This window comes from Pseudoalteromonas ardens (assembly GCF_030125445.1).
In the GTDB taxonomy this organism is placed as follows: domain Bacteria; phylum Pseudomonadota; class Gammaproteobacteria; order Enterobacterales; family Alteromonadaceae; genus Pseudoalteromonas; species Pseudoalteromonas ardens.
Map to the genome: position 1 here is coordinate 140,529 of NZ_JASJUV010000007.1, position 22,543 is coordinate 163,071.

21 protein-coding genes are annotated in these 22,543 nt (G+C 49.2%); 8 read left to right on the forward strand and 13 right to left on the reverse strand.

The genetic code is table 11. The annotated features are described in order from the left end of the window. Nucleotides 1-68: 68 nt before the first annotated feature. The 3 genes from QNM19_RS19225 to QNM19_RS19235 form a co-directional block, all read right to left on the reverse strand. Nucleotides 69-893 (reverse strand): ABC transporter permease, encoded by an 825-nt coding sequence (locus QNM19_RS19225; protein WP_049863641.1) that lies wholly within the window; start codon nt 891-893, stop codon nt 69-71. A 125-nt stretch (nt 894-1,018) separates the two neighbouring features. Continuing rightward, nucleotides 1,019-2,056, reverse strand: a complete 1,038-nt coding sequence (locus QNM19_RS19230; protein ID WP_049863642.1) for an NAD(P)H-dependent flavin oxidoreductase — start codon at nt 2,054-2,056, stop codon at nt 1,019-1,021. A gap of 82 nt (nt 2,057-2,138) precedes the next feature. After that, the gene (locus QNM19_RS19235) at nt 2,139-3,125 is read right to left on the reverse strand and encodes an alpha/beta fold hydrolase (RefSeq protein WP_049863643.1); all 987 of its coding nucleotides are present in this window, start codon (nt 3,123-3,125) and stop codon (nt 2,139-2,141) included. 199 nt (nt 3,126-3,324) lie between these two features. Here QNM19_RS19235 and QNM19_RS19240 point away from each other — a divergent pair, with 199 nt between their 5' ends. Together QNM19_RS19240 and QNM19_RS19245 are read left to right on the forward strand one after the other, a co-directional pair. After that, nucleotides 3,325-3,507: an alternative ribosome-rescue factor A gene (locus QNM19_RS19240; RefSeq protein WP_284027103.1), complete on the forward strand. Its 183-nt coding sequence runs from the start codon at nt 3,325-3,327 to the stop codon at nt 3,505-3,507. An 80-nt stretch (nt 3,508-3,587) separates the two neighbouring features. After that, nucleotides 3,588-3,962, forward strand: coding sequence for a PH domain-containing protein (locus tag QNM19_RS19245; RefSeq protein WP_058796197.1), 375 nt, complete (start codon nt 3,588-3,590; stop codon nt 3,960-3,962). Here the strand turns inward: QNM19_RS19245 and QNM19_RS19250 are convergent. Continuing rightward, entirely contained in the window at nt 3,940-4,641 is a 702-nt protein-coding gene (locus QNM19_RS19250; RefSeq protein ID WP_049863644.1) for an ArsR/SmtB family transcription factor, read from the reverse strand. The two genes, QNM19_RS19245 and QNM19_RS19250, sit on opposite strands and share 23 nt — an antisense overlap. Nucleotides 4,642-4,721: 80 nt before the next feature. Here QNM19_RS19250 and QNM19_RS19255 point away from each other — a divergent pair, with 80 nt between their 5' ends. Both QNM19_RS19255 and QNM19_RS19260 read left to right on the forward strand, forming a co-directional pair. Further along, the gene (locus tag QNM19_RS19255; RefSeq protein ID WP_082225364.1) at nt 4,722-5,054 is read left to right on the forward strand and encodes an NIPSNAP family protein; all 333 of its coding nucleotides are present in this window, start codon (nt 4,722-4,724) and stop codon (nt 5,052-5,054) included. Continuing rightward, on the forward strand, nt 5,051-5,371 hold the full coding sequence (locus QNM19_RS19260; protein ID WP_049863645.1) for an antibiotic biosynthesis monooxygenase family protein: 321 nt from the start codon (nt 5,051-5,053) through the stop codon (nt 5,369-5,371). The genes QNM19_RS19255 and QNM19_RS19260 overlap by 4 nt, the downstream gene beginning before the upstream one ends. Here QNM19_RS19260 and QNM19_RS19265 read toward each other — a convergent pair. From QNM19_RS19265 to QNM19_RS19275, 3 genes are all read right to left on the reverse strand, one after another. Beyond that, a complete protein-coding gene (locus QNM19_RS19265; RefSeq protein ID WP_197094244.1) occupies nt 5,368-7,593 on the reverse strand; it encodes a tetratricopeptide repeat protein in 2,226 nt (741 codons plus the stop codon). The two genes, QNM19_RS19260 and QNM19_RS19265, sit on opposite strands and share 4 nt — an antisense overlap. A 138-nt stretch (nt 7,594-7,731) precedes the next feature. Then, entirely contained in the window at nt 7,732-8,487 is a 756-nt protein-coding gene (locus QNM19_RS19270) for a DsbC family protein (protein WP_049863647.1), read from the reverse strand. A gap of 118 nt (nt 8,488-8,605) precedes the next feature. After that, a complete protein-coding gene (locus QNM19_RS19275) occupies nt 8,606-9,598 on the reverse strand; it encodes a winged helix-turn-helix domain-containing protein (protein WP_049863648.1) in 993 nt (330 codons plus the stop codon). Between the two features lie 142 nt (nt 9,599-9,740). Between QNM19_RS19275 and QNM19_RS19280 the strand changes: the two genes are divergently transcribed. After that, a complete protein-coding gene (locus tag QNM19_RS19280) occupies nt 9,741-10,697 on the forward strand; it encodes a bile acid:sodium symporter family protein (protein WP_284027104.1) in 957 nt (318 codons plus the stop codon). Here QNM19_RS19280 and QNM19_RS19285 read toward each other — a convergent pair. Then, the gene (locus QNM19_RS19285) at nt 10,694-11,446 is read right to left on the reverse strand and encodes a J domain-containing protein (RefSeq protein ID WP_284027105.1); all 753 of its coding nucleotides are present in this window, start codon (nt 11,444-11,446) and stop codon (nt 10,694-10,696) included. The genes QNM19_RS19280 and QNM19_RS19285 overlap by 4 nt on opposite strands. After that, on the reverse strand, nt 11,439-13,130 hold the full coding sequence (locus tag QNM19_RS19290; RefSeq protein ID WP_049865524.1) for a molecular chaperone HscC: 1,692 nt from the start codon (nt 13,128-13,130) through the stop codon (nt 11,439-11,441). The genes QNM19_RS19285 and QNM19_RS19290 overlap by 8 nt, the downstream gene beginning before the upstream one ends. Nucleotides 13,131-13,375: 245 nt before the next feature. Between QNM19_RS19290 and ctlX the strand changes: the two genes are divergently transcribed. The 3 genes from ctlX to QNM19_RS19305 all read left to right on the forward strand — a co-directional run bounded on the left by ctlX (nt 13,376) and on the right by QNM19_RS19305 (nt 16,363). Continuing rightward, nucleotides 13,376-14,290 (forward strand): citrulline utilization hydrolase CtlX, encoded by a 915-nt coding sequence (gene ctlX, locus QNM19_RS19295; protein ID WP_049865525.1) that lies wholly within the window; start codon nt 13,376-13,378, stop codon nt 14,288-14,290. Between the two features lie 42 nt (nt 14,291-14,332). Then, a complete protein-coding gene (locus QNM19_RS19300) occupies nt 14,333-15,754 on the forward strand; it encodes an alanine/glycine:cation symporter family protein (RefSeq protein ID WP_049865526.1) in 1,422 nt (473 codons plus the stop codon). 357 nt (nt 15,755-16,111) lie between these two features. Continuing rightward, the gene (locus tag QNM19_RS19305) at nt 16,112-16,363 is read left to right on the forward strand and encodes a TIGR03643 family protein (protein WP_049865527.1); all 252 of its coding nucleotides are present in this window, start codon (nt 16,112-16,114) and stop codon (nt 16,361-16,363) included. 28 nt (nt 16,364-16,391) lie between these two features. Here QNM19_RS19305 and QNM19_RS19310 read toward each other — a convergent pair whose 3' ends face one another. The 4 genes from QNM19_RS19310 to QNM19_RS19325 all read right to left on the reverse strand — a co-directional run bounded on the left by QNM19_RS19310 (nt 16,392) and on the right by QNM19_RS19325 (nt 22,380). Beyond that, the gene (locus QNM19_RS19310; RefSeq protein ID WP_049865528.1) at nt 16,392-17,036 is read right to left on the reverse strand and encodes a cohesin domain-containing protein; all 645 of its coding nucleotides are present in this window, start codon (nt 17,034-17,036) and stop codon (nt 16,392-16,394) included. 57 nt (nt 17,037-17,093) lie between these two features. Then, complete coding sequence (locus QNM19_RS19315; protein WP_049865529.1) at nt 17,094-19,193, reverse strand: hypothetical protein; 2,100 nt, start codon at nt 19,191-19,193, stop codon at nt 17,094-17,096. Between the two features lie 401 nt (nt 19,194-19,594). Continuing rightward, nucleotides 19,595-20,236 carry a cohesin domain-containing protein gene (locus QNM19_RS19320; RefSeq protein WP_082225522.1) on the reverse strand — a complete coding sequence of 214 codons (642 nt, stop codon included), beginning with the start codon at nt 20,234-20,236 and terminating at the stop codon, nt 19,595-19,597. Nucleotides 20,237-20,295: 59 nt separating this feature from the next. Then, complete coding sequence (locus tag QNM19_RS19325; RefSeq protein ID WP_049865531.1) at nt 20,296-22,380, reverse strand: dockerin type I domain-containing protein; 2,085 nt, start codon at nt 22,378-22,380, stop codon at nt 20,296-20,298. Nucleotides 22,381-22,543 lie beyond the last annotated feature (163 nt).

The window sequence follows — 22,543 nt, forward strand, 5'->3', positions numbered from 1 at the left end:
ACCAATCCAAAGCTCAAGGCGCTTCGCAGAAACCGAGGTGACAGGCCCACTGAAGGCGGGTTTATCGTTTATGGGTCTAATGATGTTCTATGTTTGTTTGCTTTCAGTCCCAGGCATTCAGAATGTAGTCTGCCGTGTGGACTGATCACATTGCGTACCGCAATAAATAAACACATCGTGATAGACACACTCATCATGACCCAGACGGCTATCATGATCATCACCTGATATTTGATAGCGACCATGGGGCTGGCGCCGCCAAGGATCTGGCCCGTCATCATGCCGGGTAGTGAAACCAGTCCGGTAGTAGCCATAGTGGCCAGGATGGGCGCCAGTGCTTTTTGCAAGGCGTTTTGTACAAAGGGCAGGGTGGCTGCGCGCACCGGAGCGCCCAGTGAGAGCGCGGCTTCATACTCCGACCAGCGGGTTTTAAAGGCATCGAAGAAGTGTTGCAGGCAAACGATATTGGCATTGAGGCTGTTGCCCAGCAACATGCCTGCCAGCGGGATCAGGTACTGAGCATGGTAATACGGGGTTGGCTGGACAACCACTACCGTAATGAAGCTCAGTAAAGGCAACAGCCCTGCACATAAACCCGTAAAGACGGCCAGAAATAACGGCCGTCTGGGGAGCCGGGCTTTGCTGATAATTGCGCTGCTGCCGATCAGCAGCATCACCAGCAACCAGGCCAGGTTTACCCACAAGTTGTTGAGGGTAAACAGATACTCCAGATACAGGCCGACCAGTAATAACTGCAAGACCATGCGGATCAGTCCGACAACTGCTTCCTGGCCAATCTTGAGTTGGTACAGCGCGTTGATGGTAAAGGGAAGTAGCAAGGTCAGGCTGAATAAGCCCAGCTGCCACCACTGGATGTCGATTACCTGTTGCATCTGGGTGTCTGGATAAGATTAAGTGTTTTAATTACAGTTAATTATTACACAGACCCCTTGTAAGAGCACCCCATCGCTTGGCTAACATGCATCGCTGTTTAGCGTGAGCGAATATGAGCTTAAGGTCATTGCATCATGAGTTTGTTGATCCGGGTATGTTCGGCTTCTGCTTCAACCATAATGCGTTCCATCAGTACTTCAACAGGTTCGATATCACGGATCATCCCCTGAGACTGGCCAATAAACTGCACGCCGTTTTCCAGGTCGCCTGCTACGGTGGCGGCCTCCAGTTTTTCGGTGGCGGCACCAAACAGAGTCAGCATGCGGATTTTGTCAAACTGGGCCAGGAGTCCCAGTAGTAACTTCCACAGCGGCATATCGACCAATTTTGACGCTTTGAAGGATTTAAAGACGGCCAATACAGGGTTCATTGGACGGCGGGTGACTTTTTCTGCCATCGGGGTTTTCATTACCCGCGCATACAGGCCGTCGAAGTTTTTAGAGTAAATGGTGTCCGCCACTTTTTTGTCGACCACCGCTTGTTTGACGGTCTGATGGACCGGGCTTTGCGTGCTGGTAGCCAGGCGAGAACCCATGGCTACGGCATCAGCGCCTAATGCCAGTGCAGCCAGTAAGCCTTTGCCATCGGAAAACCCGCCAGCTGCTATCACAGGGATATCGACGAGTTCAGCAATGTTAGGCACTAAGCACAACGACGTGACTTCACCGCCATGAGCAGCGGCTTCATGACCGGTGACCAGCAAGGCATCGGCGCCACTTTTTTGTGCAGCCAGTGCGTGTTTTTCGGTGACCACTGTGGCAATGGTTTTACCGCCGTAGCGTTTTACGCCTTCTACTATCCAGTCGCCTTTACCCAGTGAAAAATTAATCACCGGCACCTGCTCAGCCAAAGCCACCTTGGCATTTTCTTTTGCGCCGGGCATCAGCAAGGTGATCCCGACGCCAAAGGGTTTGTCGGTCAGGGTACGAATTTTGGCGATGGCCTGGCGTGTTTGTTCTTGTGTCAGTGGTCCGGTGGCCAAAATCCCCAGTCCACCGGCGTTACACACAGCCGCCACAAGTTCAGGAACCGAGATCCAGCTCATGCCGGGTAAAACAATGGGTTTTTCTATGCCGAGTAAGTCGGTAATGCGTGTTTTCATGTTGATGATCTGAACTGGTCTGATGTGTTGTAAGCATACCGGGAAAGTGGCATATAAGAAAAGCGAATATTTCACGCCGGGCTTAATTGGACGGGTCGGGCTTATTTGTTTGTGTTGATGGTTGCCCGACTTGCTCAGTCGTTGCTTTTTTCTTTCGCTTCTTTTTAAGTCGTTTGAGTTCGGCTTTTTTCACGTGTTTGGCAATCCACTTAGCCATTTTACCCATCAGCATAGGCGGAAAGTCATGGCCCAGGCCTTCTACTATTTTGAGTCTTGCCTTACGGATCTCGGCGGCGGTTTGCTGGCCGGCTGTCAGCGGGAAAATGGGATCATGAGTGCCGTGGATCACCAAAGTGGGTGCTTTAATCCGGGTGAGTAAATGGCGCCTGTCACCGCTGGCGGTGATGGCAGCAAGCTGGCGTTTAAAGCCGGCCGGGTTATGGGCTCGGCTGATGTGCATGGTCGCCTGTTCACGCAGAGTTTGTTCGTCTCGCGGGTAGGCCGGACTCCCAATCAGTTGGTTAAGTCTGACATTATAGGAAATCGCGGCCTGAGGGCTGTTATTACGCGGTGTTAGTCGAGCCAGTTTCAATAATATCCCCAGGCTTTTCCCTGAGATTAACTGGTTGTTAGCGCTAGACATAATCGAAGTCAGGCTGAGTACCTTTTTGCGTTGTTTGGCCGCCAGGATCTGTGCAATCATGCCGCCCATAGATGCGCCGACCAGATGCGCTTTCTTTATTTTTAAGGCCTTCATCAGCGCCAGTACATCATCGGCCATATCTTCCAGTGAGTAGGGCGCTTGTTTGCCAAAGGGTACTTTACGACGTAACCAGGTTTTGAATAGATTGGGAGTGCCTTGTTCGTCCAGGTGACTCGATAATCCGGTATCGCGATTATCGAAGCGGATCACCCTAAATCCTCTGTCGACCAGACCAAAATACAGCTCATCGGGCCATACGGTCATTTGTGCACCCAGTCCCATGATCAGGATAATGGCTGGTGCATGTCGGTTACCACAGTCCTGGTAACTCAGGGTGAGGCCGTTTGAGGTTTTAATGCTACGCATAGGGTTTAACAGAGTCAGTCAACTTTGAAGAAAAAAGTATAGCTCATAGAGAGTTACAATCTTGATTTGCAGCGCAAAGGAAGCAAAATTTTTTACGCGTTGCCATCAAAATATACTTGCATAGCGGCCTGAATACATCAATAATCAGCGCGGCCACAACTGGCTAATATTTCATCTCATAATCAGGAGCACATAAAGTATGGCAAGCAAACGCAGCCAGTCCCACGACCATCAGCGTGGCGACATTAAAGACAATGCCTTGAAAGCATTAGTGACCAGCCCTTTGTTCAAATGCAAAGTTGAAAAAAGTAAAAAAGGCAAAGGCAGCTATCGTCGAAAAGACAAGCATCAAGGCCGAGAGCCTTATCTTATGGCAGCGTAGGCGAGCAATAAGATAAGGCTTTCGACAAACAGGTGTTATGTTACTAAGCTTGTGGCTGATTAAATAAAAGGAGCAATCAGATGGGACTATTAAGTGGATTATTGGGTAACGCCAGTGAAGTAGACAGCGATGAGCTGGACAAGCTGTTAAACGATACCCTGATTGACGGGGAAAGCGTTGAGCAGGCTTATAAAGTCATTCGGGATATGTTTGTGTTTACTAACAAACGACTTATCCTGGTAGATAAGCAAGGTGTCACCGGCTCTAAAGTGGAAATGCTCAGCATTCCTTACGGCAAAATCACTAAGTTCAGTAAGGAGTCGGCTGGTCATTTTGATTTGGATGCTGAACTAAAAATCTGGATAGGTTCTGAGCCTGAGCCGCTGACCAAAGAATTTAAAGCCGGTGACAACATTAATCAGGTCTATAAAATTATTTCTCAGTATTGTCTGTGAGCTTTAAACCATAGGATTTAGCAAAGCGCCTCCTGTGCGCTTCACCACTGAAAATGAGTGCTCGTGAATCGGGTACTCTTTGCAGCCAGCCTCGTTCAAGTGCATCATTCAGGATCCAGTTTCCCAGACTACCAGCCAGGTGATTGCGTCTTTCACTCCAATCCAAACATGATTTACAGATCGGGCGCTTTTTCTCTCTAAAGGTGCTAAAACAGACGCCCAGCTGCTCAAAAAAAGCAGTGCCTCGGGGAGTCAGCAAAGTCTGTGCTTGTTTATCTTCTAGGTAGTTCGCCGCGACCAGCGCATCATAGAGCTGAACGCCCAGTTCACCGGCAATATGGTCATAACACACCCGTGCTTGTCGAAGGTAAGGATCGTTTGGCCCGGTGTTGGTTTTCAGTGTCGTGCTGCTACTGAGTGTGAGTAGCTGCTCAATTAATTCCGCAACAGCCTGACTTTTAAGTTGAAAGTATTTGTGTCTGCCTTGTTTTCTGACCGTAATGAGTGAACTGTCCAGCAATTTTGACAGGTGGCTGCTTGCCGTCTGAGCAGTGATGTCTGCTTCAAGTGCCAACTCTGTTGCTGTCAGGGCTTTACCCGACATTAAGGCGAGGAGCATACGTGCCCTGGTAGGTTCACCAATCAAGCTGGCAATTACTGTGATGTCGGGATCGTGCATTAGATAGTTCGATATGGGCCGAAGCATGGATATTGAGTGGTCGATATAGTGCCGAAAAACGCAAGCGGAGACAATGCATTATGATCACGTGTTTTATTGAGTATCGGATTGACCCGGGTAAGCTGGACTTGTTCGAGCAATATGCCCGAAATTGGGGTGAGATCATCCCAAGGTGTGGTGGTGAACTGATTGGCTATTTTGCGCCCCATGAGGGCACTAATTTTGTCGCTTATGGCCTGATCAGCTTTACCAGTCTGGCTGAATATGAGGCGTACCGCGTGCGCCTGAAAGCAGATCAACAAGGGCGGGCCAATTTTCTCTTTGCCTTAGAAGCGGGCTTTATTTTGCAGGAAAAGCGCAGCTTCTTATCCTGTATAGAACAAACTTATCTGCAGGGAGTGAAGGCATTGTGATCGCCGTTATCTTTGAGGTGACGCCTCACCGGACCATGCGACAGACCTACCTGGATATCGCGGCAGATCTTAAGCCCAGACTGCAAAACATCGACGGGTTTATATCAATTGAGCGGTATCAAAGCCTGAATGACCCTGAGCGGTTGCTCTCACTGTCATTCTGGCGGGATGAAGCTGCTGTACAGCAGTGGCGGATGCAAGAAGAGCACAGAGCGGCGCAGCAACAGGGTAGACGGCAGATGTTTCAGCACTACCGTATCCGTGTCGCCGGGGTGATGCGCGATTATGGCAGTCAGGAACGGGAGCAAGCGCCTTAGTTAACCTCTATCGGAAGCACTATCACGATTTTCAATCCGCCCAGCTCACTATGCTGGGCCATTATTTTACCATGATGCGCTTCTATCAGGCTTTTACAGATGGCCAGGCCCAGACCCGAGCCGCCGGTACGCCGACTCCTGGACTTTTCTACCCGGAACAATCGCTCGAATATCTCGCTCAGGTGTTCATCAATCACGCCCGGTGCAGTGTCTTCCAGGGTAATGTGTATTTTTTTATGCTGTTGCCAGACCTTGAGCCGCTGTTTACCCGGTTTGTCGGTATACAAGGTGCTGTTGGCGATTAAGTTTGTGAGTACCTGCTTAATGCGATCCATGTCCCAACTCACAGTCACTGCGCCTGTTAGCTGAATGTTGGCTTCCCAGTCAAAGCCTTTTCCGTGCGAGAACTGAGCAAACTCCTGCTCCCAGAGTGTCATGACTTCGGTGAGGTTACATTGCACCAGGTTGAGATACAGACTCTGTGAATCGGCCATGGCCAGCTGGTGAATGTCTGAGATAAGGCGGTTAATATCTGACAATTTACGATTGATCGTGTTGTAGGAGGCATCGACATCCTGGGCGATATTAAACTGTAACGCTTCAACCTGCAGCTGCAGTGCCGTGAGTGGGGTGCGGATCTCATGAGAGACATCTGCCAGCATCGCATTTTTCTTGTCGACCACTTCTTGCAGCAGAGCCGCGCGCTCGGCAGCCAGTTTGCGTTTTTTGACTTGCCGATAACCAATCGCGAGCACCAGCATAAACACCCCGGCTGTGCCGAACCACCATGCCTTGAGTTGCCATTCACGTTCTCTGAGTTGAGTGTCCTTCAATGCCCGGTCGAGATTGAGAGTTTCGATTTCTTGTTGTTTGCGAATAAACTCAACCCGGCTTTGCAAAGCGGCCAGTGTCAGATTGTGCTGACTGTTGCCCAGATCATCTCTGAGCTGGGTAAATTTCAGGTGCGCGTCGAGGGCATTTTGCGGATCTTTAATCGCCTGGTAAGTATTTGCCAGCAGTTGATAGGATTTGATTTGACCGTCTTTGTCATTAATCAGTGTTGCAGTGGCGAGGGCTTGATGCGCCCGTTCAAGCGTTGTTTCGTGGTCTTGTGAGGCCGCAGCAATGTGTGCCTGAGTCAGCTGAGAAGCAACTAAATAGCCTGTCAGGTTATAGTTATTGGCTATTTCTAGCGATTGTTCCACATACTCTGTTGCCAGTGCTGTTTGCTCCGATTTGAGTGCTATCCGGGCTTGCAGGTTGTAACTGCGAGTCAGGCCACTTTTTGAGTCAATCTGTGTATAGAGCTTTTGTGACTTGGTTGCGAAGTATTCTGCTTCTTTCAGGTCGCCGGTCTCGAGTGCCATAAACCCGCTGCGCATAGCACTGTTGCCTATGTCCATCAGGTTACCCGACTTTTCATCGAGTTCATGTGCCATCTTAAAGTGTTTCAGCGCGGCAGGGTAGTTTTCCATGCGCTGATACACCACGCCAGATTCATAAATGGAGTCGGCGATACCTTTGTCAAAACTCAGCTCCCGGCTGAGCTCAAAAGAGCGGGTGAAGGTTTCCAGCGCACTCTCATGATCCCCCAGTGCGGTCTGAATAATCCCCAGGTTAACCAGCGCTCTGGCGTAGACTTCTGTTTCTCCCAGAATGCTGAGTACATTGATGGATTTCTGAGCCACCTTCAGGGCTTCGATGTATTTGTCCTGGCGCCGCAGTACCGCAGAAATGCGTTCATAGGATTGTGCAATCATTTCGTTATCATTGGCATCAATCGCGGTGTCGAGTGCATCGTTGTAATAGGCCTGCGCCTGATCAAAGCGGCTTTGGTTGTCCGCGATAAATCCCAATAACAAAAAGGAATAGGCATGGTGGTAGGGGTTGCTTTGCGCGATGGCAAAGTGCTGTAGTTGCTCACTGCGCTGTTGCGCTTTATCGTAGTCGCCCTGACTGATCAGGGTATGAGCCAGCGCCATTAACGTTTCATAATACTCTTCCGGATACGACTTCAGATCCGGCTCATCTGCGAGTTGGGCCAGCAACTTGATCGCAGAGTGAGGCGAGCTGCTTCTGAGGTCTTGCGCGTCGTCTAGCTGGCGCTTTGCTTCTGTGATGGAAAACGCCTGAGCCACTGAGGAGCACAATAGCAACGTCAGCAGGGTGTAGCGAATTAAGCCTTGGTATCCTGGCCTGAGCAGGCTCTGTAAGCGCATCATTAACATCGAACTTCCGATCGTACTACCCGTATTTCTCGCGCCATTTGGATCTGGCAAGGGCCATTATGAATGATTGAATAATAACCCGTTTGTGTCGGAATGCCAATTACACCGCCTTTCAGAGTGGCAGAACCGGGGCTAGCGCTGCGCCAGCCGCGCCACCAGATCTCTGGCTGGTAAGTAACCCGGGACAGCTTCCCCATTGGGCAGCAGGATAGTGGGTGTTGACTGAAACCCAAACTGTTGTGCCAGTGAAACCTGAGTATCCAGTGAGTGTTCGCACTCTGTGTTTTCTAAAGGCGCGGGCGTGCTGCGCATTGCGGCATCCATAGCCTGGTTTGGTCGCTCAGCGCAGAGCGTTGCCGCCGTTTTTTGATAGGCAGGGCTGCCTGCTCGACCTCTGGGTATCATCACATAATGGACTGTGACGCCCTGTTGATTAAGCGCGGGCAGTTCCTTGTGAAATTTACGGCAGTACGGGCAGTCGATGTCGGTGAACACTGTGATGCGGTATTTTTCATCCTGTGCCGGGTAGGTTAATAATTGCTCATAAGGTATATCAGCCATTTTTTGTTGATTGGCAATTTGCTGTATCTTAGCGATGTGATCAACCCGATTGCGCACATCAATTACACGACCACTGAACAGGTAATTACCATCTTTTGACAACAGCAGGTGTTCGTTACCGAGTGTCAGGCGAAAGAAGTCATCTGAATAGGGGTGCAGGTCAAAATCGATGTTTGTCCCGACCAGCGCGCGCAATTTATTTTTGGCTTGTTGTTGTGGGGAGCCTGCTTTGGCAGTCGTTGGGGTGTTTGGCTCTGCGGCCAAAGGAGAGGCACTCAGTAATGCTGTGCCAAGCAGAAACGTTGAAACAGAAGTAGACAAGGTCATAGTAAATATCCAGCTGACAAAAAAGATGCCCTGGTTATAACTAAGCTGGCTGACAATGGCTTTTAAATTCGCCTTAAAATGACCTATAAATTTCTATCAAAGTAATCAAATCAACTGGTTAAGCAAGTCTCTCTCGACCTATGTGAGCGCCATTGGACGGTGTACAAAGTCGCATCGAAGTTGGCCCGGGTTGGGTGAGCTGCTTGCACAGCTCGGACTGCTGTGAGTCGATATTTTGCGCTGTGTTGGTGGGGGCTGATCCGTGAGCGAGTTGTGCTGTGGCACTGTGCAGTGTTGCAGACTGTAACGATTCCGGTTGCGCGACGATCAAATCGGCGATGCGCTGTCGCATGACCACCGCGCTGCAAATTGCTTGCTGATCTATGGCTTGCTGTCCCTGAATGGCGAAGTTTAGCGCCTCGGAGAAGCGCGCCTGACTGACTGAGAGCCGGCTGAGCAGATCTGACGCTTGTGAAAAATAATAGCTATTCACTGCCGTGTGCTGAACCACCTGACTGGCATAGTGCTGTGCCTGCGCTGTTTCATTCATTTGTAATAAGGTTTCGGCCAGCAGCAATTGCGCCTCAATTGACTCAGGGTTTTCTTGTAAACTGAAAGTCAGCCACTGCTGCGCCTGCGGGTACTTCTGGTGCTCAAAGGCCACAATGGCTTTGTGGTATGCCGACAAAGCTGGCAGCAGCGCCGGTGTGCTGGAGGATGCAGGCTGATTGTTCAGATAAGCGCCGCTGGCGACGCCAACAGACAGGAGCAATGATGCTGCCAGGGCGATCCGCTGACGCGAGGGCGGCAAAACCACTTTGGTTTTTACCTGCCAACTGTAGCCCTGATTAGGGTAGGTGCGGATCAGGTCTTGTTCGGGGGCCAGCTTTCTAAGTTCACTGATCAGTTGAAACAGGCGATGCTCCTGCACATGAGGATGGCCCCACACGGCTTCGATTATCTCCTGTTTGGAGACCACGGTATTGGCATGTTGCAGCAAATAACTTAGCACTTTGGCAGCTTTGGGGCGCAGCTCCAGAAGTTGTTTTCCTCGTTTTAGTGTATGAGTCTGGCAATCAAAACGATAAGATAAAAAGCGGTACTCGGCCATGTCAGTCCTTCGCATAAATCCACGATACAGGGCCTAACCTTATCATATAGGTGATAAAAAACGAGCCACAGAGGCAGGATTTGTTTTCCCGATTAATTACGGTATAACTGAGTCATCTTGATTGCCATACTGAGCGCCTTATATGCTGCGTTTTATCATCCAACTGTTTCCACTCTGGGCGATTTTGCTCAGTGTCTTTGCATTTTATACACCTGAACCTTTTGTCGCTTTAAAAGCCACCATCATTCCATTACTTGCGTTTATTATGCTGACGATGGGATTAACCCTGACACCGGCAGACTTTCGTCATGTACTGAGTCAGCCTAAAGCGGTGCTGATAGGTCTGGTGTTGCAGTTTAGCGTAATGCCACTGGTGGCGTTACTGATCGCGATGTTGTTTCAGTTTGATGCCGATCTGACTTTAGGCATGGTACTGGTTGGCTGTGTCGCAGGCGGGACAGCCAGCAATGTGATGTGTTTTCTGGCCAAAGGTGATGTGGCCCTGTCTATTTCGATGACGGCCATGAGCACCCTTGTGGGTGTGGTGTTGACTCCATTGTTGGTTGAGTTACTGGCAGGTCAGGTGGTTGATATTCCACTGGCAGGTATGATGCTGAACTTACTCAAAATTGTGTTGTTCCCTGTGCTGACAGGTGTGCTCCTCAATTATTTTTTTAGCACATCTATTCAGCGGCTTGCACCGCTTTTACCGCTATTCTCCGTGGCTGCAATTGTGTTGATCATCGCGATTGTGGTGGCATTAAATGCGGCAACCTTACCAACCATAGGGCCGATAGTCGCGCTGGCGGTGGTGTTGCATAATACGACGGGTTTGTCGCTCGGATATCTGGTGGCGAAGCAGCTGGGTTTACCTGAAACGAGCTGTCGTACGATTGCACTGGAAGTGGGGCTACAAAACTCCGGACTGGCAGTTGCGCTGGCGATGAAGTTTTTTGCCCCCGCCAGTGCACTGGCGGGTACTTTGTTTTCGATCTGGCACAATGTCAGTGGCTCTGTGTTGGCCACCTGGTGGCGCAAACATAGTCACGGCCTGTTACCTCAGTCAGTTAAACAGACCGCAGAGGTACCAGACGCTTAGATAGAAATCATGATCAGGCCAAGGGCACAGAGTATGGTCAGGCCAATAAACAGGTTGGCAATGTTGCTGGTATCACCCACCGGTTCAATGCGGATCTCTGGTTCTGGCATCTCTTTATGGGTCATATTGTAAAAGTCGGGATGACCCACCTGTTGCTCCAGTTCCTGATCTTCCGCCCAGTCAAAATGCAGGCTCAGAAATACCAATACTTCTATGTCCAGCGGGGTGACTTCTGCGCGTTCTGACTTTTGATAGTTCAGCACGCTGTGGAATATTCGGTGCGACGCGGCCCGGCGGCTTTGTACATTGACACAGGCTGGGTGCTCAATGAGCAACTGCCAGGCCCCTTGTTGATTGCGGCGATACGAATTGTCCAGCAACTCTGTTAACTCAGTGTCAAACTCCTGCATCTCTGAATCGAGCTGAGGCGGCGAGCTGGATTGTGCCTGGGGTGGCTCAAACTGAGCCGCCGGGGTTGTGTCTGGTAAAATCTCCGGCGTGACGGTTTCGGGTTCTGCATGTGCTGATGGATGTTCATCTGTTGCGCTTAATTTCACTCGCTGCTGAGGCTGTGCTTCCAGATGTACCAGTGCTGCGTCATAGGCGGCACGCAGCCGCTGAAACCCTTCCGGATCTTCATCGGGTTTACACAGCTTGAGCTTACTTGTATAGGCGCGTTTTATGGCTTTTTTGTCTGCACTGGGGTCGACACCCAGTATTTCCCAGGGGTTTTCTGTCACTTTATTCACCTAACTCTTTTAAAAACTGAGTAATTTCCTCATAAGCCTGATCAATGCGTTGGTTATCCTGAGCGCTTAACGCGGCTTCCCAGAATGCGATCAGCTCAGCAATTTGTTCACGGTACTGAGCGCGGCTTTGTTCATAGATACGTTCCAGTTTAGCCATTAGCAGGCGGTTACGCTGCTGATCTCGCGGATGGACTTTGAGCTTTTGCATTTTTTCTTTCAGCTGGGCTTTTTCTTTGTCCGACAACACAGAGGAAGATTGTTCAAAGGTCTGGCTAATGGTTTGCTGAGTTTGCTCTACGGTAATATCTACTTCCAGCAGGCCGCTTACATCGTACGTAAAGCGTACCCGGACTAGTTTGTCCTCGATGTTATCTGCCTTGGGCAGCGGCACATCAATTTCGCCGAGTTTGATGTTGTTTTTAACATACCGGCTTTCCCCCTGATAGACTGTGATCAACAGGTGTTCCTGGGATTTATGGACAGGGAAAAATGTATTTTCTTTGCTGCATGGTAATACCGTATTGCGTTCAATAATGGGAGTAAAGTAGTTACCCACTTTGCCATCATGATCGTGCTCATTGTGGGTACCCGTGCCCAGGCTAAAGGCGGATACGTCGGTCAGTACCACATCATCCAGTGCTTCATCTTTATCAACCAGACCGGCTTGTATACCAGCACCGAGGGCGACTACCAGATCCGGGTCGAGTTGAGTTGTGGGGAAGCATTTTAGTGCTTTGATCAGACATTGTTTATAGATATTCATACGCGATGCACCGCCTACCATGACAATATGATCTATGTCTGAGGGAGACAGTCCGGCATCGTTAAACGCGCGTTCAATAGGAGTCAGCAAGCGATTGAGTAGAGGCTGGCAGATCTCGCGCATTTTTTCTTCGGTTAATTCATAGCGCAAGGTCTGGTTAGACAGTTCTATGTCAAACTGGGTTTGCTTTTCGCCACTTAAACCGCACTTACACTCGTCGATAAGTCGGGTCAGGTTTTGTTGTTGGTGTTCATTCAGTTGTTGCGGCTCTAACTGATGCTGACGCAAAAAGTCCGAGATCAGTAAACCGGTAAAGTCTTCGCCGCCCAGATGATTGTCACCAGCCGACGCCTTGACTTCCATGACGCGATCGAAGTATTCGAGAATGGTGACATCGAAGGTACCGCCACCTAAATCCAGGATCAGATAATGGGTGTCATCTTCTTGTGATTGTAAACCGTATGCCAGTGCCGCGGCTGTGGGTTCATTGATCAGTCTCAGTACTTCCAGCCCGGCCAGCTCTGCGGCCAGCTTAGTGGCTTTACGCTGATAGTCATTGAAGTACGCTGGCACACTGATCACTGCTTGTGTAACAGGTTGCGATAGTTGGGCTTCGGCATCGGCTTTGAGTGATTTGAGCACCAGTGATGATAACTCAGCGGCGGTATAATGCTGCTTTCCAAGCGTTACTGTGCGTTGTGTGCCCATATAGCGTTTGAATAATGCCGTGGTTTTTAGTGGGTGTGAGATCAGCCGCTCTTTGGCCGCTTTACCCACTAATATCTCGCCGCTATTGTCCACCCCGACCACCGATGGGGTCAGGTAATCACCCAGAGAGTTGGGAATTAATACACTTTTTTCACCATCCCAATAGCTGACAGCACTATTGGTGGTGCCTAAGTCGATACCTACCGTGATCATAACTACTTCCTGAATTCGTAAAGCCAGCGCCTAGTGTATGTGCTTTGGGTAAGGGAGTAAATCACTGCTATAGTTTTTGCGGCTGTTTTCTTTATGGACGTTAACTGGTGAAAAAGTATTCCGTTGTTCATACGTCTAGCTGATGCACCTGGTTTGTTTTGCTGGTGTGTTTAAGCCATTGGCCTGCTTTTTTGGAAGATAAAAGCGGCGTACATTTTTAGTATCAGTATTAGAGGTATTTAGTTATGTTCCCACAAGCCCCCAATGCCGTTGTGATGATCCGGCCACATTGCTTTTCGCCCAATGAAGAAACCCGGGCCGACAACAGTTTTCAATCTCAGGCTCAGCAGTTTGACGGTAGTATCAGCCAGCTGGCTTACGAGCAGGTATCTCGGGTGGCTGAACAGCTCGAACAAGCGGGTGTGCGGGTGCACTTGTTTGAAGATTTGGGTACTGATACGCCTGATTCAGTGTTTCCCAATAACTGGTTTTCAACCCATGCGGGTGGGCAAATCGCCATTTATCCCATGTATGCCAAAAACCGTCGTCGCGAGCGGCGCGCTGATATCATAGAGCTATTAAAGCGTGAATACCGGGTGCAGGATGTCATTGATTATTCTGGCCTGGAATATGACGATTTGTTTCTGGAAGGCACTGGTGCGATGGTGCTGGATCACATTGAGCGGGTTGCTTACACCGCGCGCTCAAAACGCACCGATTCGCATGTGCTGGAACGCTTTTGCAGTCATTTCAACTTTGAACCTATGGTGTTTGATGCGCTCAGTGAAGAGGGAGTGCCTGTTTATCATACTAACGTGTTGTTGTGCGTGGGGAGTGACTACGCACTGGGCGGCTTTGAGATGATAGTCGAACCAGGCCGGCGTGCAGAAATTAAACAAAGGTTGCAGCTTGCCGGCAAAAAGCTGATAGAGTTGAGTGAGGCTCAGATCAATGCGTTTTGTGGCAATGCGCTTGAGCTACACGGAAACAGCGGGCGCATACTGGCGCTGTCACAAACCGCATATGATGCGCTGACAGCCGAGCAAATTGCGGTGCTCGAATCATGTGTTACGTTATTACCGCTGGACGTGTCTGCCATTGAACTGGCCGGAGGCTCGGTACGTTGCATGCTGGCCGGTGTGCATTTATCCCGGCGTTAGAACAAATAAGTACTACAAAACAATAACAACAGGCAGGTGAGTATGATGGCATTTATCGTTGACCCAATTAATAATCTTCTGTGGGGGCAGGGCCAGATACTCATTTATCTGTTACTGATCGCCGGATGTTGGTTTACCTGGAGATTGAAGTGGGTCCAGTTTCGCCACTTTGGCCATATGTTCAGTGTGATGAAGGGCAGCATGAGTGGTGACAGCTCTGGGATCAGTTCCTTTGCTGCCTTGTGTACCGGCCTGTCTGCCCGGGTCGGCACGGGTAATCTGGCCGGGGTTGCGATGGCCATTTCTCTGGGTGGCAGCGGCGCGGTATTCTGGATGTGGGTGATAGCCCTGCTTGGCATGGCGACCGGATTTGCGGAGAGTGTGCTGGGCCAGCTTTATAAAGTCCGCGATGAGCATCGAGAGTTTCGTGGTGGTCCTGCCTATTATATTCGGGCCGGGCTTGGAAAACCTAAGCTGGCAGTGGTGTTTGCCCTGTGTTTATTCCTGGGTTATGGCTTTAGTTTTAGCGCCATGCAAGCCAATACCATTGCTGAAGCGCTCAATAACACATTTTCTATTAATCCTTTATACACTGGGTTGGTGATTGCAGTACTGGCTGGCTCGATTGTCTATGGCGGCCTGCGCAGCATTGCCCGTTTCGCTGAGTTGATTGTGCCCTTTATGGGCCTGGCGTTTGTTGCAACGGCTTTACTCATTTTACTCATCAATATTGCTCAGGTGCCTGCCATGTTGCTGGATATTTTCCAGTCGGCATTTGGTCTGACCGAAGCGGGGGCTGGCGCTTTGGGCGCTGCGATTAAAAATGGTATTCAGCGAGGGCTGTATTCCAACGAAGCGGGAGCTGGTAGTGTGCCTCATGCCGCAGCTGGGGCAACGCCTGTGCCCAATCACCCAGTTGCGCAAGGCTATGTGCAAATGTTGGGGGTCTTTATTGATACCCTGGTGTTATGTAGCTGTACCGCTGTGGTGGTGTTATTGTCTGGTGTATCCGTCAGTGGAGAAATGGCAGGTATCAGTCTGACCCAAAACGCAATGCAGGCACACTTTGGTGAAATAGGTGATTACCTGATTGCTGCCGCCATTACCTTATTCGCTTTTACCTCTGTCGTGGCCAATTACGCCTACGCGGAGAGCAATTTACACTTATTCAAACTCGATAATAAAGCCGGGCGGCTGGGTTACACCGCCGTATATTTGGCGATGGTGTTGTGGGGCGCCAGTGCCACTTTACAGCAAGTCTGGAGCCTTGCAGACATGGCATTGGGTTTGATGACACTGGTGAACATCTACGCCATTGTGCAGCTCACGCCTACCATCATGAATTTGACGAAAGACTACCAAAGCCAGAAAAAATCGACCGAAAAAATCCACTTCGACCCGACCAAAGTCAGCTATCAAGGCACCCTCCACGAAGATGTTTGGGTGAGCAAAAAAAGAGATTAAGTATCTCTTTTTTTGCGAACGCGAGACATGGACGTCGAGCCGGAAGCCCTCCACACGGACGTGTGTCCACTCGTCGCTTATTCAAGACCGAAGCAAAGCTTCGCGGCAATCTTGTAAAGTCGTGCTTTAGCGCGGTCTTTACGCAAGGTGAAATGAGCCATTTTAAAGATCCAGCCCCCGGTCACTTTGGCAATAGTAACTCGATTGAGTGTGAGTGCTTACACCTTTTGGCGGTGATGCAAAATAAAAAGAATCTTAATCCAGGCCGTTGCAAAAAGCGGGTTTAATTAAACCAGGGGGCTTTGTGGTGCGTATTAGTCATGCGATATAACAAGAGAAAATACTGTAGGAAAAATAATGCAACTAAGCAGCCACGACCTATCTCGAGTCATTGAAATGGCCTGGGAGGACAGAACGCCGTTTGAAGCAATTGAACATCAATTTGGGTTAAGTGAATCAGCACTTATCCGATTGATGCGCCATAACCTAAAACCTGCCAGTTTTCGGTTATGGCGTCAGCGTGTCAGTGCACGAGTAACCAAGCACAGTAAGCTGCGACCGGCCTCAGTATCGAGAGGGTACTGTCCGACGCAGTACAAGCACAGATGAGTACTTAACGCATTTTCAGCGGTGTTGTTCACGCGCTCTGCTCAGATCTTCCTCGCGATTTCATCTTGCGCCAGAAAAGCATGGCAATGATGCTGACAGGTAGTAATGCCGATAGCACCGCTAGCCAATCTGGCATCTCTGGAGTGGGTTTTTCTTGTTGGCTAAATTGTGCATCGAAACTCAGGTTGAGAGGCGTGTTTGTTTGATAAATGTGTTTCTCACCATGTCGAGTACCGAATTCGACGCGCTTGATAGAAATGTCGGTATTGGTCGCGTTTGTTGGGGCTGAAAAGTAAAGCCGTGCCAACCGCCCGTCTCCTGAAGCACTTTCAGCGGGAGCCACCTGACTGACGATATATTGAACTGCATTAGCCTCGGCGGTTGCCTGGTTGCGCAAAGTGTACAGGCGCTTCTTATCGAGGAAATTCCCGTGTTCAAGCTGTGCTCCAGTGGCTTTAGGATCCTGGTCAATGAGCGTTAATGTCTTAGGATCATAAGTGACCGATAGCTGCACGCCATACACCTCTGGCAGATCTTTGACCATCACATCAACATAGAATTCGCTGGCTGTCTTGATTTGTGTACTCGAGGTTTCAAGAAACACCCTGCCTTCGGTCGCGTGCGCGGCGAAGCCCAGCAAAAATGAAGTGGTTAATATCAAGCTCTTTATCATTTTGTTGTCCTACATCAGAATGAAAGACCATAGCTGGCTATGGTCTTTCAGAGTGTATTACCAGCTTTGCGGCCCTTGTTTGCCAAAGTTGGCACCCATTAAGGTCAAGTCCTGGATGTTGATTTCATTGTCTCCGTTGAAGTCAGCATCAGAAACGTAGCCGTTGTTGTCTGACTTTTTAGTACGATAAGCACCCAGTAGCTGCGTCAAGTCAGCAATATCAATGAGGTTATCACCGTTACTGTCTCCGCCGACGAGCTCAATCTGTCCAAAGTCGATATCTTCCTGACCCGCTGAGAAGTTGAGTTGCTTCTCGGCACTCAGATATCCTGGCGCTTCTAGTGTCAGTGTTACGTTACCCAGTGCTGAGCGTACCGAGAAACTACCATCTGGATTAATGGTGACAAGCTGACCATTGATGCGAAGCACAACATTGCTGTAGTCACCTGTGACGCCAAGGCTTGCAACGTTTCCAGTTAGGGTCACTGATTCTTTGATAGTCAAAGAGTAAGTGGTTTCATTGTTCAGTAAATAGTTAGACTCTTGGTCAGTCATTTTAGCGTTGACAATCAGGTCGATCGACCCGGCTTGCTCTGCAAGTAACTGGATAGAGGCAAACTGGCCTTCACCTGTTTTCGCTGTGGCAGGGGCCATTAAAGCCAATGCACCATCCCAAAGCTTGTCACTGATCCCCATGGGCACCGACAGGCGTTCATCAGACGGTAAAAACTCGCCATATTCTCCGCCGGTGATGCGGGCCATATCGAACATCGCACTGACACGGACTGACGCATCAATACCATAAATATCGCTGCCTGATACAGTGAGTGGCAGGGTAATTGTATCCCCCTCAAGGACTGTGGTTTGCGGTAATTCGAGTGTCAGTGCAGTTGCAGGCCCACCATTTAGTGTCATGTGCTGGCCGAATACGTCCATGCTAGTAAATACATTTTCATCTGACCAGTGGATAATATAGTCCTGATCAGATAGTGCGGTTACCTGATTTTGTACACCAGCATAGTGCATACTCAATATTGCCACTTTGTCGCCAGTCGCGGTGTCATTGGCGTTATACGCTCGGGTATATAGATAAGAGGGGCTGGCAACGTCGTCTTCTCCCTGCCAGGACAGCACATAGCGGCCATCGCTCAGAGCAGCTACAGAAGGGATGGTGAACAGGTTAACTGTCGATTGATCTACCAAAGTTTGTTGTCCAGCCGGAGTACCATCAGCATTCATACGTTTGACCATAATGTCTGTGCTGTCAGCTGTTAAGCTTACCCAAGTCACGACAACGCTACCATCTGGCAGCGTATCGATTGCTGCGGTTTGTTGCTGGCCGTCGCTATTGTCATTGACCAGGGTTTCATCAGTGAGTGGTGTGCCATCAGCAGCGAATGTACGAATAAACACACCGTGGTCATCACCTATTCCTTGACCATGCCAGGAGGCCATAAATTTGCCATCGCTTAATGCGGTTAGCGACACAAGTTTTTGTTCATATTCAACGGTATTGGAGACAATAAATGCGTCACTGGCAGGTGTACCATTGGCAAGAAAGCGTTGTGCATAGATGTCGCTATTGGCTGCGATCGGATTGGCATGGGCCCAGGCCACAACAAATTCGCCGTTGCTAAGTGTGGTTACTGTCGGACTGCCAAGTAAGTCCATCTGGACAGATTTAATCACTAATTCGTCGATTCTTGGGGTGCCGTCCGCATCAAAGGTGCGGACAACTAAATCAGTTGAATTGTCTTTATAACGCGCCCAGGCTGTAGCATAACCGCCGTCATTGAGTGGGCTGATAGCAGCAGAGTTGTGGCGATGCGTTGGAGAGTAACTCAAATAAGTTTCTCCGCCAGCCAGTGTGCCATCTGCATTAAAGCGTTGAGCGAACACCGGGTCCTGTCCAAACATTGGGTCTTTGCCTGTCCAAATCGCGACATAACTGCCGTCTTTCAGTACGGCGGTCTCATGGAAGTATTGTGTTTGATCCTTCCAATTGTTGACAACAAATGGGTCTCCAACTTGTACAGGTGCTTGCGCGTTACTGAGTAACGGCAGGCCAAGCAAGCCAAGCATGACAGCATTGCGGGCAAACTTTTTGATTGATGATGACGGGTGAGTTGTATTTGAGCGGGTATTTAAAAGTGTCATAGTACTATTTCCTTACATTATAGTTTGGTCTCTTTTTAGAGCCTAGTTTGTATGCACGCTGCTAGGATAAATGATCATAATTATAATGAAAAGAAAGGATTACAATTTTAGCAAGGTAAAAATTAGTGATGAATATATTCATGAAATAGCGCGTGTGAAATGTTCTGAACGCGCAGGTTAAATAAGTATTTAGTATTGATTTAACAAATGATCTGAATACCGATGAGCTTCGGGGGGACTAACGTGTCAGCGTAACGACAGAATGACTTCGTCCGGGCCGACACGAACTGAAAAGCTTGATGGATTAGCCTCGCTTTGAGTATATGTCTAAAAGTAGCGTGTCTCTATACCTAAAGCGGGCTGCGATATTTAATCAAGGTGAAACTCGATACCAGATCATCTTAAGTTGTTGGCTGAGCGTTAGTCTCCAAGCGGCTTCTGCGAAACAGGGTTGACGCCAATGCTAGCAGTAAAAAGCATGCAGCTAATCCCAGTCCCCAGGCTTTGAGCGCAATGCCGGGTTTGGCCTGGATTTGATAGCGGGTATCAAAACTCAGGTTCAAAGCAGCATGAGGGGTGTACGTGTATTTTTCTCCACTTCGCGTACCAAACTCAGCAACCTGAATGGATAGCTCGGTATCCGTGGCGTCCGCAGGTGCACTAAAATACAGCCGGGCAAGGCGCCCACTACCCGCAGCGCTTTTTGTCGGTGCAACCTGGCTTACGATATACTGTATTGTTCCTTGTTGTGTATTCGCTTGATTTTGCAATACATACAGACTTTTGGCGTTAAGAAAATTACCGTGCTCTAGCTGAACTCCCTTGGTTTTTGTGTCCTGATCTACCAAGGTGATGGATTTGGCGTCATAGTTCAGGGTTAGTTGCACGCCGTATACGTCAGGTAAATGCTCTACCATTACATCGACATAAAACTCACTGCCGGTTTTGATTTGTGGATTAGCGGTCTGTAGGTAAATGCGCCCTTGCTCTGCAAAGGCACTGATGCTCATCATTAACGTGGCAATATACATTATATATTTCATACTTTTACTCCCTAAAAATAAGTAAATGAGGCTGCAACGCAGCAGCCTCTTAGGTAGTGTTACCAGCTTTGCGGCCCTTGTTTACCAAAGTGAGCACCCAGCAGGGTTAAATCCTGCAGGTTAATGGCACCGTCACGATTAAAGTCAGCGGCCATCACATAACCGTTTTGTTGGCCATCTACTGAGCGATAAGCACCCAGCAACTGGGTCAGATCGGCAATGTCGATGAGGTTATCGCCATTGCTGTCACCGCCGACGAGGTTAATCTGACCGAAGTCGATGTCAGCCTGACCCGCAGCCAGTGTGATTTGTTTCTCGGCAGTGAGGTGGCCGGGGGCACTCAGAGACATAGTGACGTCGCCCAAGCCGACGCGCACGGAAAAGCTGCCATCCGGGTTAATGGTGACGCGCTGGCCGTTGATAGTGAGGGTGACGTAAATAAAGTCACCAGCAATGCCTAAGTCGGCGACATTACCGGTCAAGGCCACAGACTCTTCGATGGTAAACGTATAATCGGTATTACCCTGGAGCAGGTAGTTGCCTTGCTGGTCGGTCATTTGTGCTTGCAAGGTGAGGTTCACCGCCCCGGCTTGCTCGGCAATCAGGGTAACAGTGGCAAAGTTACCTTCGCCAGATTTGGCGGTGGCCGGGGCCATCAGCGCCAGTGCACCATCCCATTGATTGTCATTGATACCCATGGGCACGGATAGACGCTCATCGGAGGGCAGGAACTCGCCATATTCCCCGCCAGAAATGCGCGCTTGGGTGGTGTCGCTGAGACTGACGATGGCATCGAGGCCGTAAATGTCAGCACCAGCTGCTTGCAGGGGCAGCGTGACCACGTCACCTTCTAACACTGTGGTTTGTGGCAGCGTGATTGTCATTGTATTAGCCTGAACGGCTTCAAGCTGGAATCGTTGCGCTCTGATATCGTAATTACCGGATGGCTCCTGATGTATCCAGCCAACGACAAAGTCGTTGTTATCCGTCACGCTAACAACCGGGATAAACTGTCGGAGATCCGTGATACTATTAACCAGTGTTTCTTCACCTACCTTTTCATCGGTTGCTGAAAAAACCTGGGCAAAAATATCATCATCGGAGCGTGCCGAATCAACCTTCTGTGAGACAATGACATAGCCACCATTATCAAGTGCATCGATTGCTGGATATGAATATCTATCCTCAGTAAATGTGTTTACTAGAAATGAATCGTCTTTGGGAGTCCCGTTGGTATCAAAACGTCTGGCATGGATGTTACCTTGGGCGAAGCTTTGCCAAGTGAATAGCAAGTCACCATCACTTAGACGGCTGACGCTGGGCCTTGAATGTGAAAGGTTAGTGTCTTCGCTTACTAGAAACTCAGCTCCCTGTGCACTCCCCGTGGCGCTATATCTCTGAGCGTAAATGTTATAGCCGGAGCCTTCCCATACAGCCATAAAGCCACCGTCAGGCAAACCAGTGGTAGATACTTTACGTGAATATTTACTCATCGTGATTGTCGAGCCTACGCGGTTTCCGCTAGTATCAAACACCTGCACTTTGGCCCTGTCTTTATAAGATTCCGTGAACTTATCACCCCAGCTGACAACAAAATTACCGTTACTGAGAGAGCCGATTGTCAGGTCGGACATATATTCTGCTGAGCTTCTGTGTATAATAAACTTGTCCCCTGTCGGCGTACCTTCGTCATTAAAGCGCTTTGCATATATGATGTTATCGCCACTGCCGTCAAGCCATGCTATGACAAAACTGCCATCCTCTAAAGAGGTCACTTTGGGAGACAAGTGATTGTCCAATGTTGTGCTATCCACCCTAAACTCGCCCCCTAAGGGCTGCCCCGTAGCATCAAAGCGCTGAGCATAAATAGCCCAGATACCCTCACCACTTTGGCCATAACTGGACCAAGCAAAGATGAATTTTCCGTCTTTAAGTTTACTAACCACAGGTATACTCTGATGGTCTTCAGTATAAGTGTTTACGGTAAAAGCTGGACCTACTTTGTGTGGAGTTTGAGCATAGCTTAGCAAGGGTAATCCACACATACCTATAAACAGCGTTTTACAGGTGATCTGTGTTAATAAGCTAAGTGGAGTTTTGCGAGTAGTTGCGTATTTTATTGGGTTTACAATTATTGATTTCATTATCTATTCCTTGAGCACCAATTTAAATAAAGTTGAAATTACATCTCTATGAAATGCCCAACAAAGGTACAAGCTTAATCAACTGACATGAATAGGGTATTTCCCCTATTATTTAACGGTGGAACAGAAAAGTGCGGTACAGTGGCTTATCCTGGTTAGTCGC

Excerpts from the sequence above, each read along its gene's own strand:
- QNM19_RS19305 (WP_049865527.1), top strand. The coding sequence starts at position 16,112 with ATGCAACTAAGCAGCCACGACCTATCTCGAGTCATTGAAATGGCCTGG.
- QNM19_RS19320 (WP_082225522.1), bottom strand. The coding sequence starts at position 20,236 with ATGAAATATATAATGTATATTGCCACGTTAATGATGAGCATCAGTGCC.
- QNM19_RS19240 (WP_284027103.1), top strand. The coding sequence starts at position 3,325 with ATGGCAAGCAAACGCAGCCAGTCCCACGACCATCAGCGTGGCGACATT.
- QNM19_RS19270 (WP_049863647.1), bottom strand. The coding sequence starts at position 8,487 with ATGACCTTGTCTACTTCTGTTTCAACGTTTCTGCTTGGCACAGCATTA.
- QNM19_RS19230 (WP_049863642.1), bottom strand. The coding sequence starts at position 2,056 with ATGAAAACACGCATTACCGACTTACTCGGCATAGAAAAACCCATTGTT.
- QNM19_RS19280 (WP_284027104.1), top strand. The coding sequence starts at position 9,741 with ATGCTGCGTTTTATCATCCAACTGTTTCCACTCTGGGCGATTTTGCTC.
- ctlX (WP_049865525.1), top strand. The coding sequence starts at position 13,376 with ATGTTCCCACAAGCCCCCAATGCCGTTGTGATGATCCGGCCACATTGC.
- QNM19_RS19250 (WP_049863644.1), bottom strand. The coding sequence starts at position 4,641 with ATGCACGATCCCGACATCACAGTAATTGCCAGCTTGATTGGTGAACCT.
- QNM19_RS19290 (WP_049865524.1), bottom strand. The coding sequence starts at position 13,130 with ATGATCACGGTAGGTATCGACTTAGGCACCACCAATAGTGCTGTCAGC.
- QNM19_RS19310 (WP_049865528.1), bottom strand. The coding sequence starts at position 17,036 with ATGATAAAGAGCTTGATATTAACCACTTCATTTTTGCTGGGCTTCGCC.
- QNM19_RS19235 (WP_049863643.1), bottom strand. The coding sequence starts at position 3,125 with ATGCGTAGCATTAAAACCTCAAACGGCCTCACCCTGAGTTACCAGGAC.
- QNM19_RS19325 (WP_049865531.1), bottom strand. The coding sequence starts at position 22,380 with ATGAAATCAATAATTGTAAACCCAATAAAATACGCAACTACTCGCAAA.
- QNM19_RS19265 (WP_197094244.1), bottom strand. The coding sequence starts at position 7,593 with ATGATGCGCTTACAGAGCCTGCTCAGGCCAGGATACCAAGGCTTAATT.
- QNM19_RS19245 (WP_058796197.1), top strand. The coding sequence starts at position 3,588 with ATGGGACTATTAAGTGGATTATTGGGTAACGCCAGTGAAGTAGACAGC.
- QNM19_RS19255 (WP_082225364.1), top strand. The coding sequence starts at position 4,722 with ATGATCACGTGTTTTATTGAGTATCGGATTGACCCGGGTAAGCTGGAC.
- QNM19_RS19225 (WP_049863641.1), bottom strand. The coding sequence starts at position 893 with ATGCAACAGGTAATCGACATCCAGTGGTGGCAGCTGGGCTTATTCAGC.
- QNM19_RS19315 (WP_049865529.1), bottom strand. The coding sequence starts at position 19,193 with ATGACACTTTTAAATACCCGCTCAAATACAACTCACCCGTCATCATCA.
- QNM19_RS19275 (WP_049863648.1), bottom strand. The coding sequence starts at position 9,598 with ATGGCCGAGTACCGCTTTTTATCTTATCGTTTTGATTGCCAGACTCAT.
- QNM19_RS19300 (WP_049865526.1), top strand. The coding sequence starts at position 14,333 with ATGATGGCATTTATCGTTGACCCAATTAATAATCTTCTGTGGGGGCAG.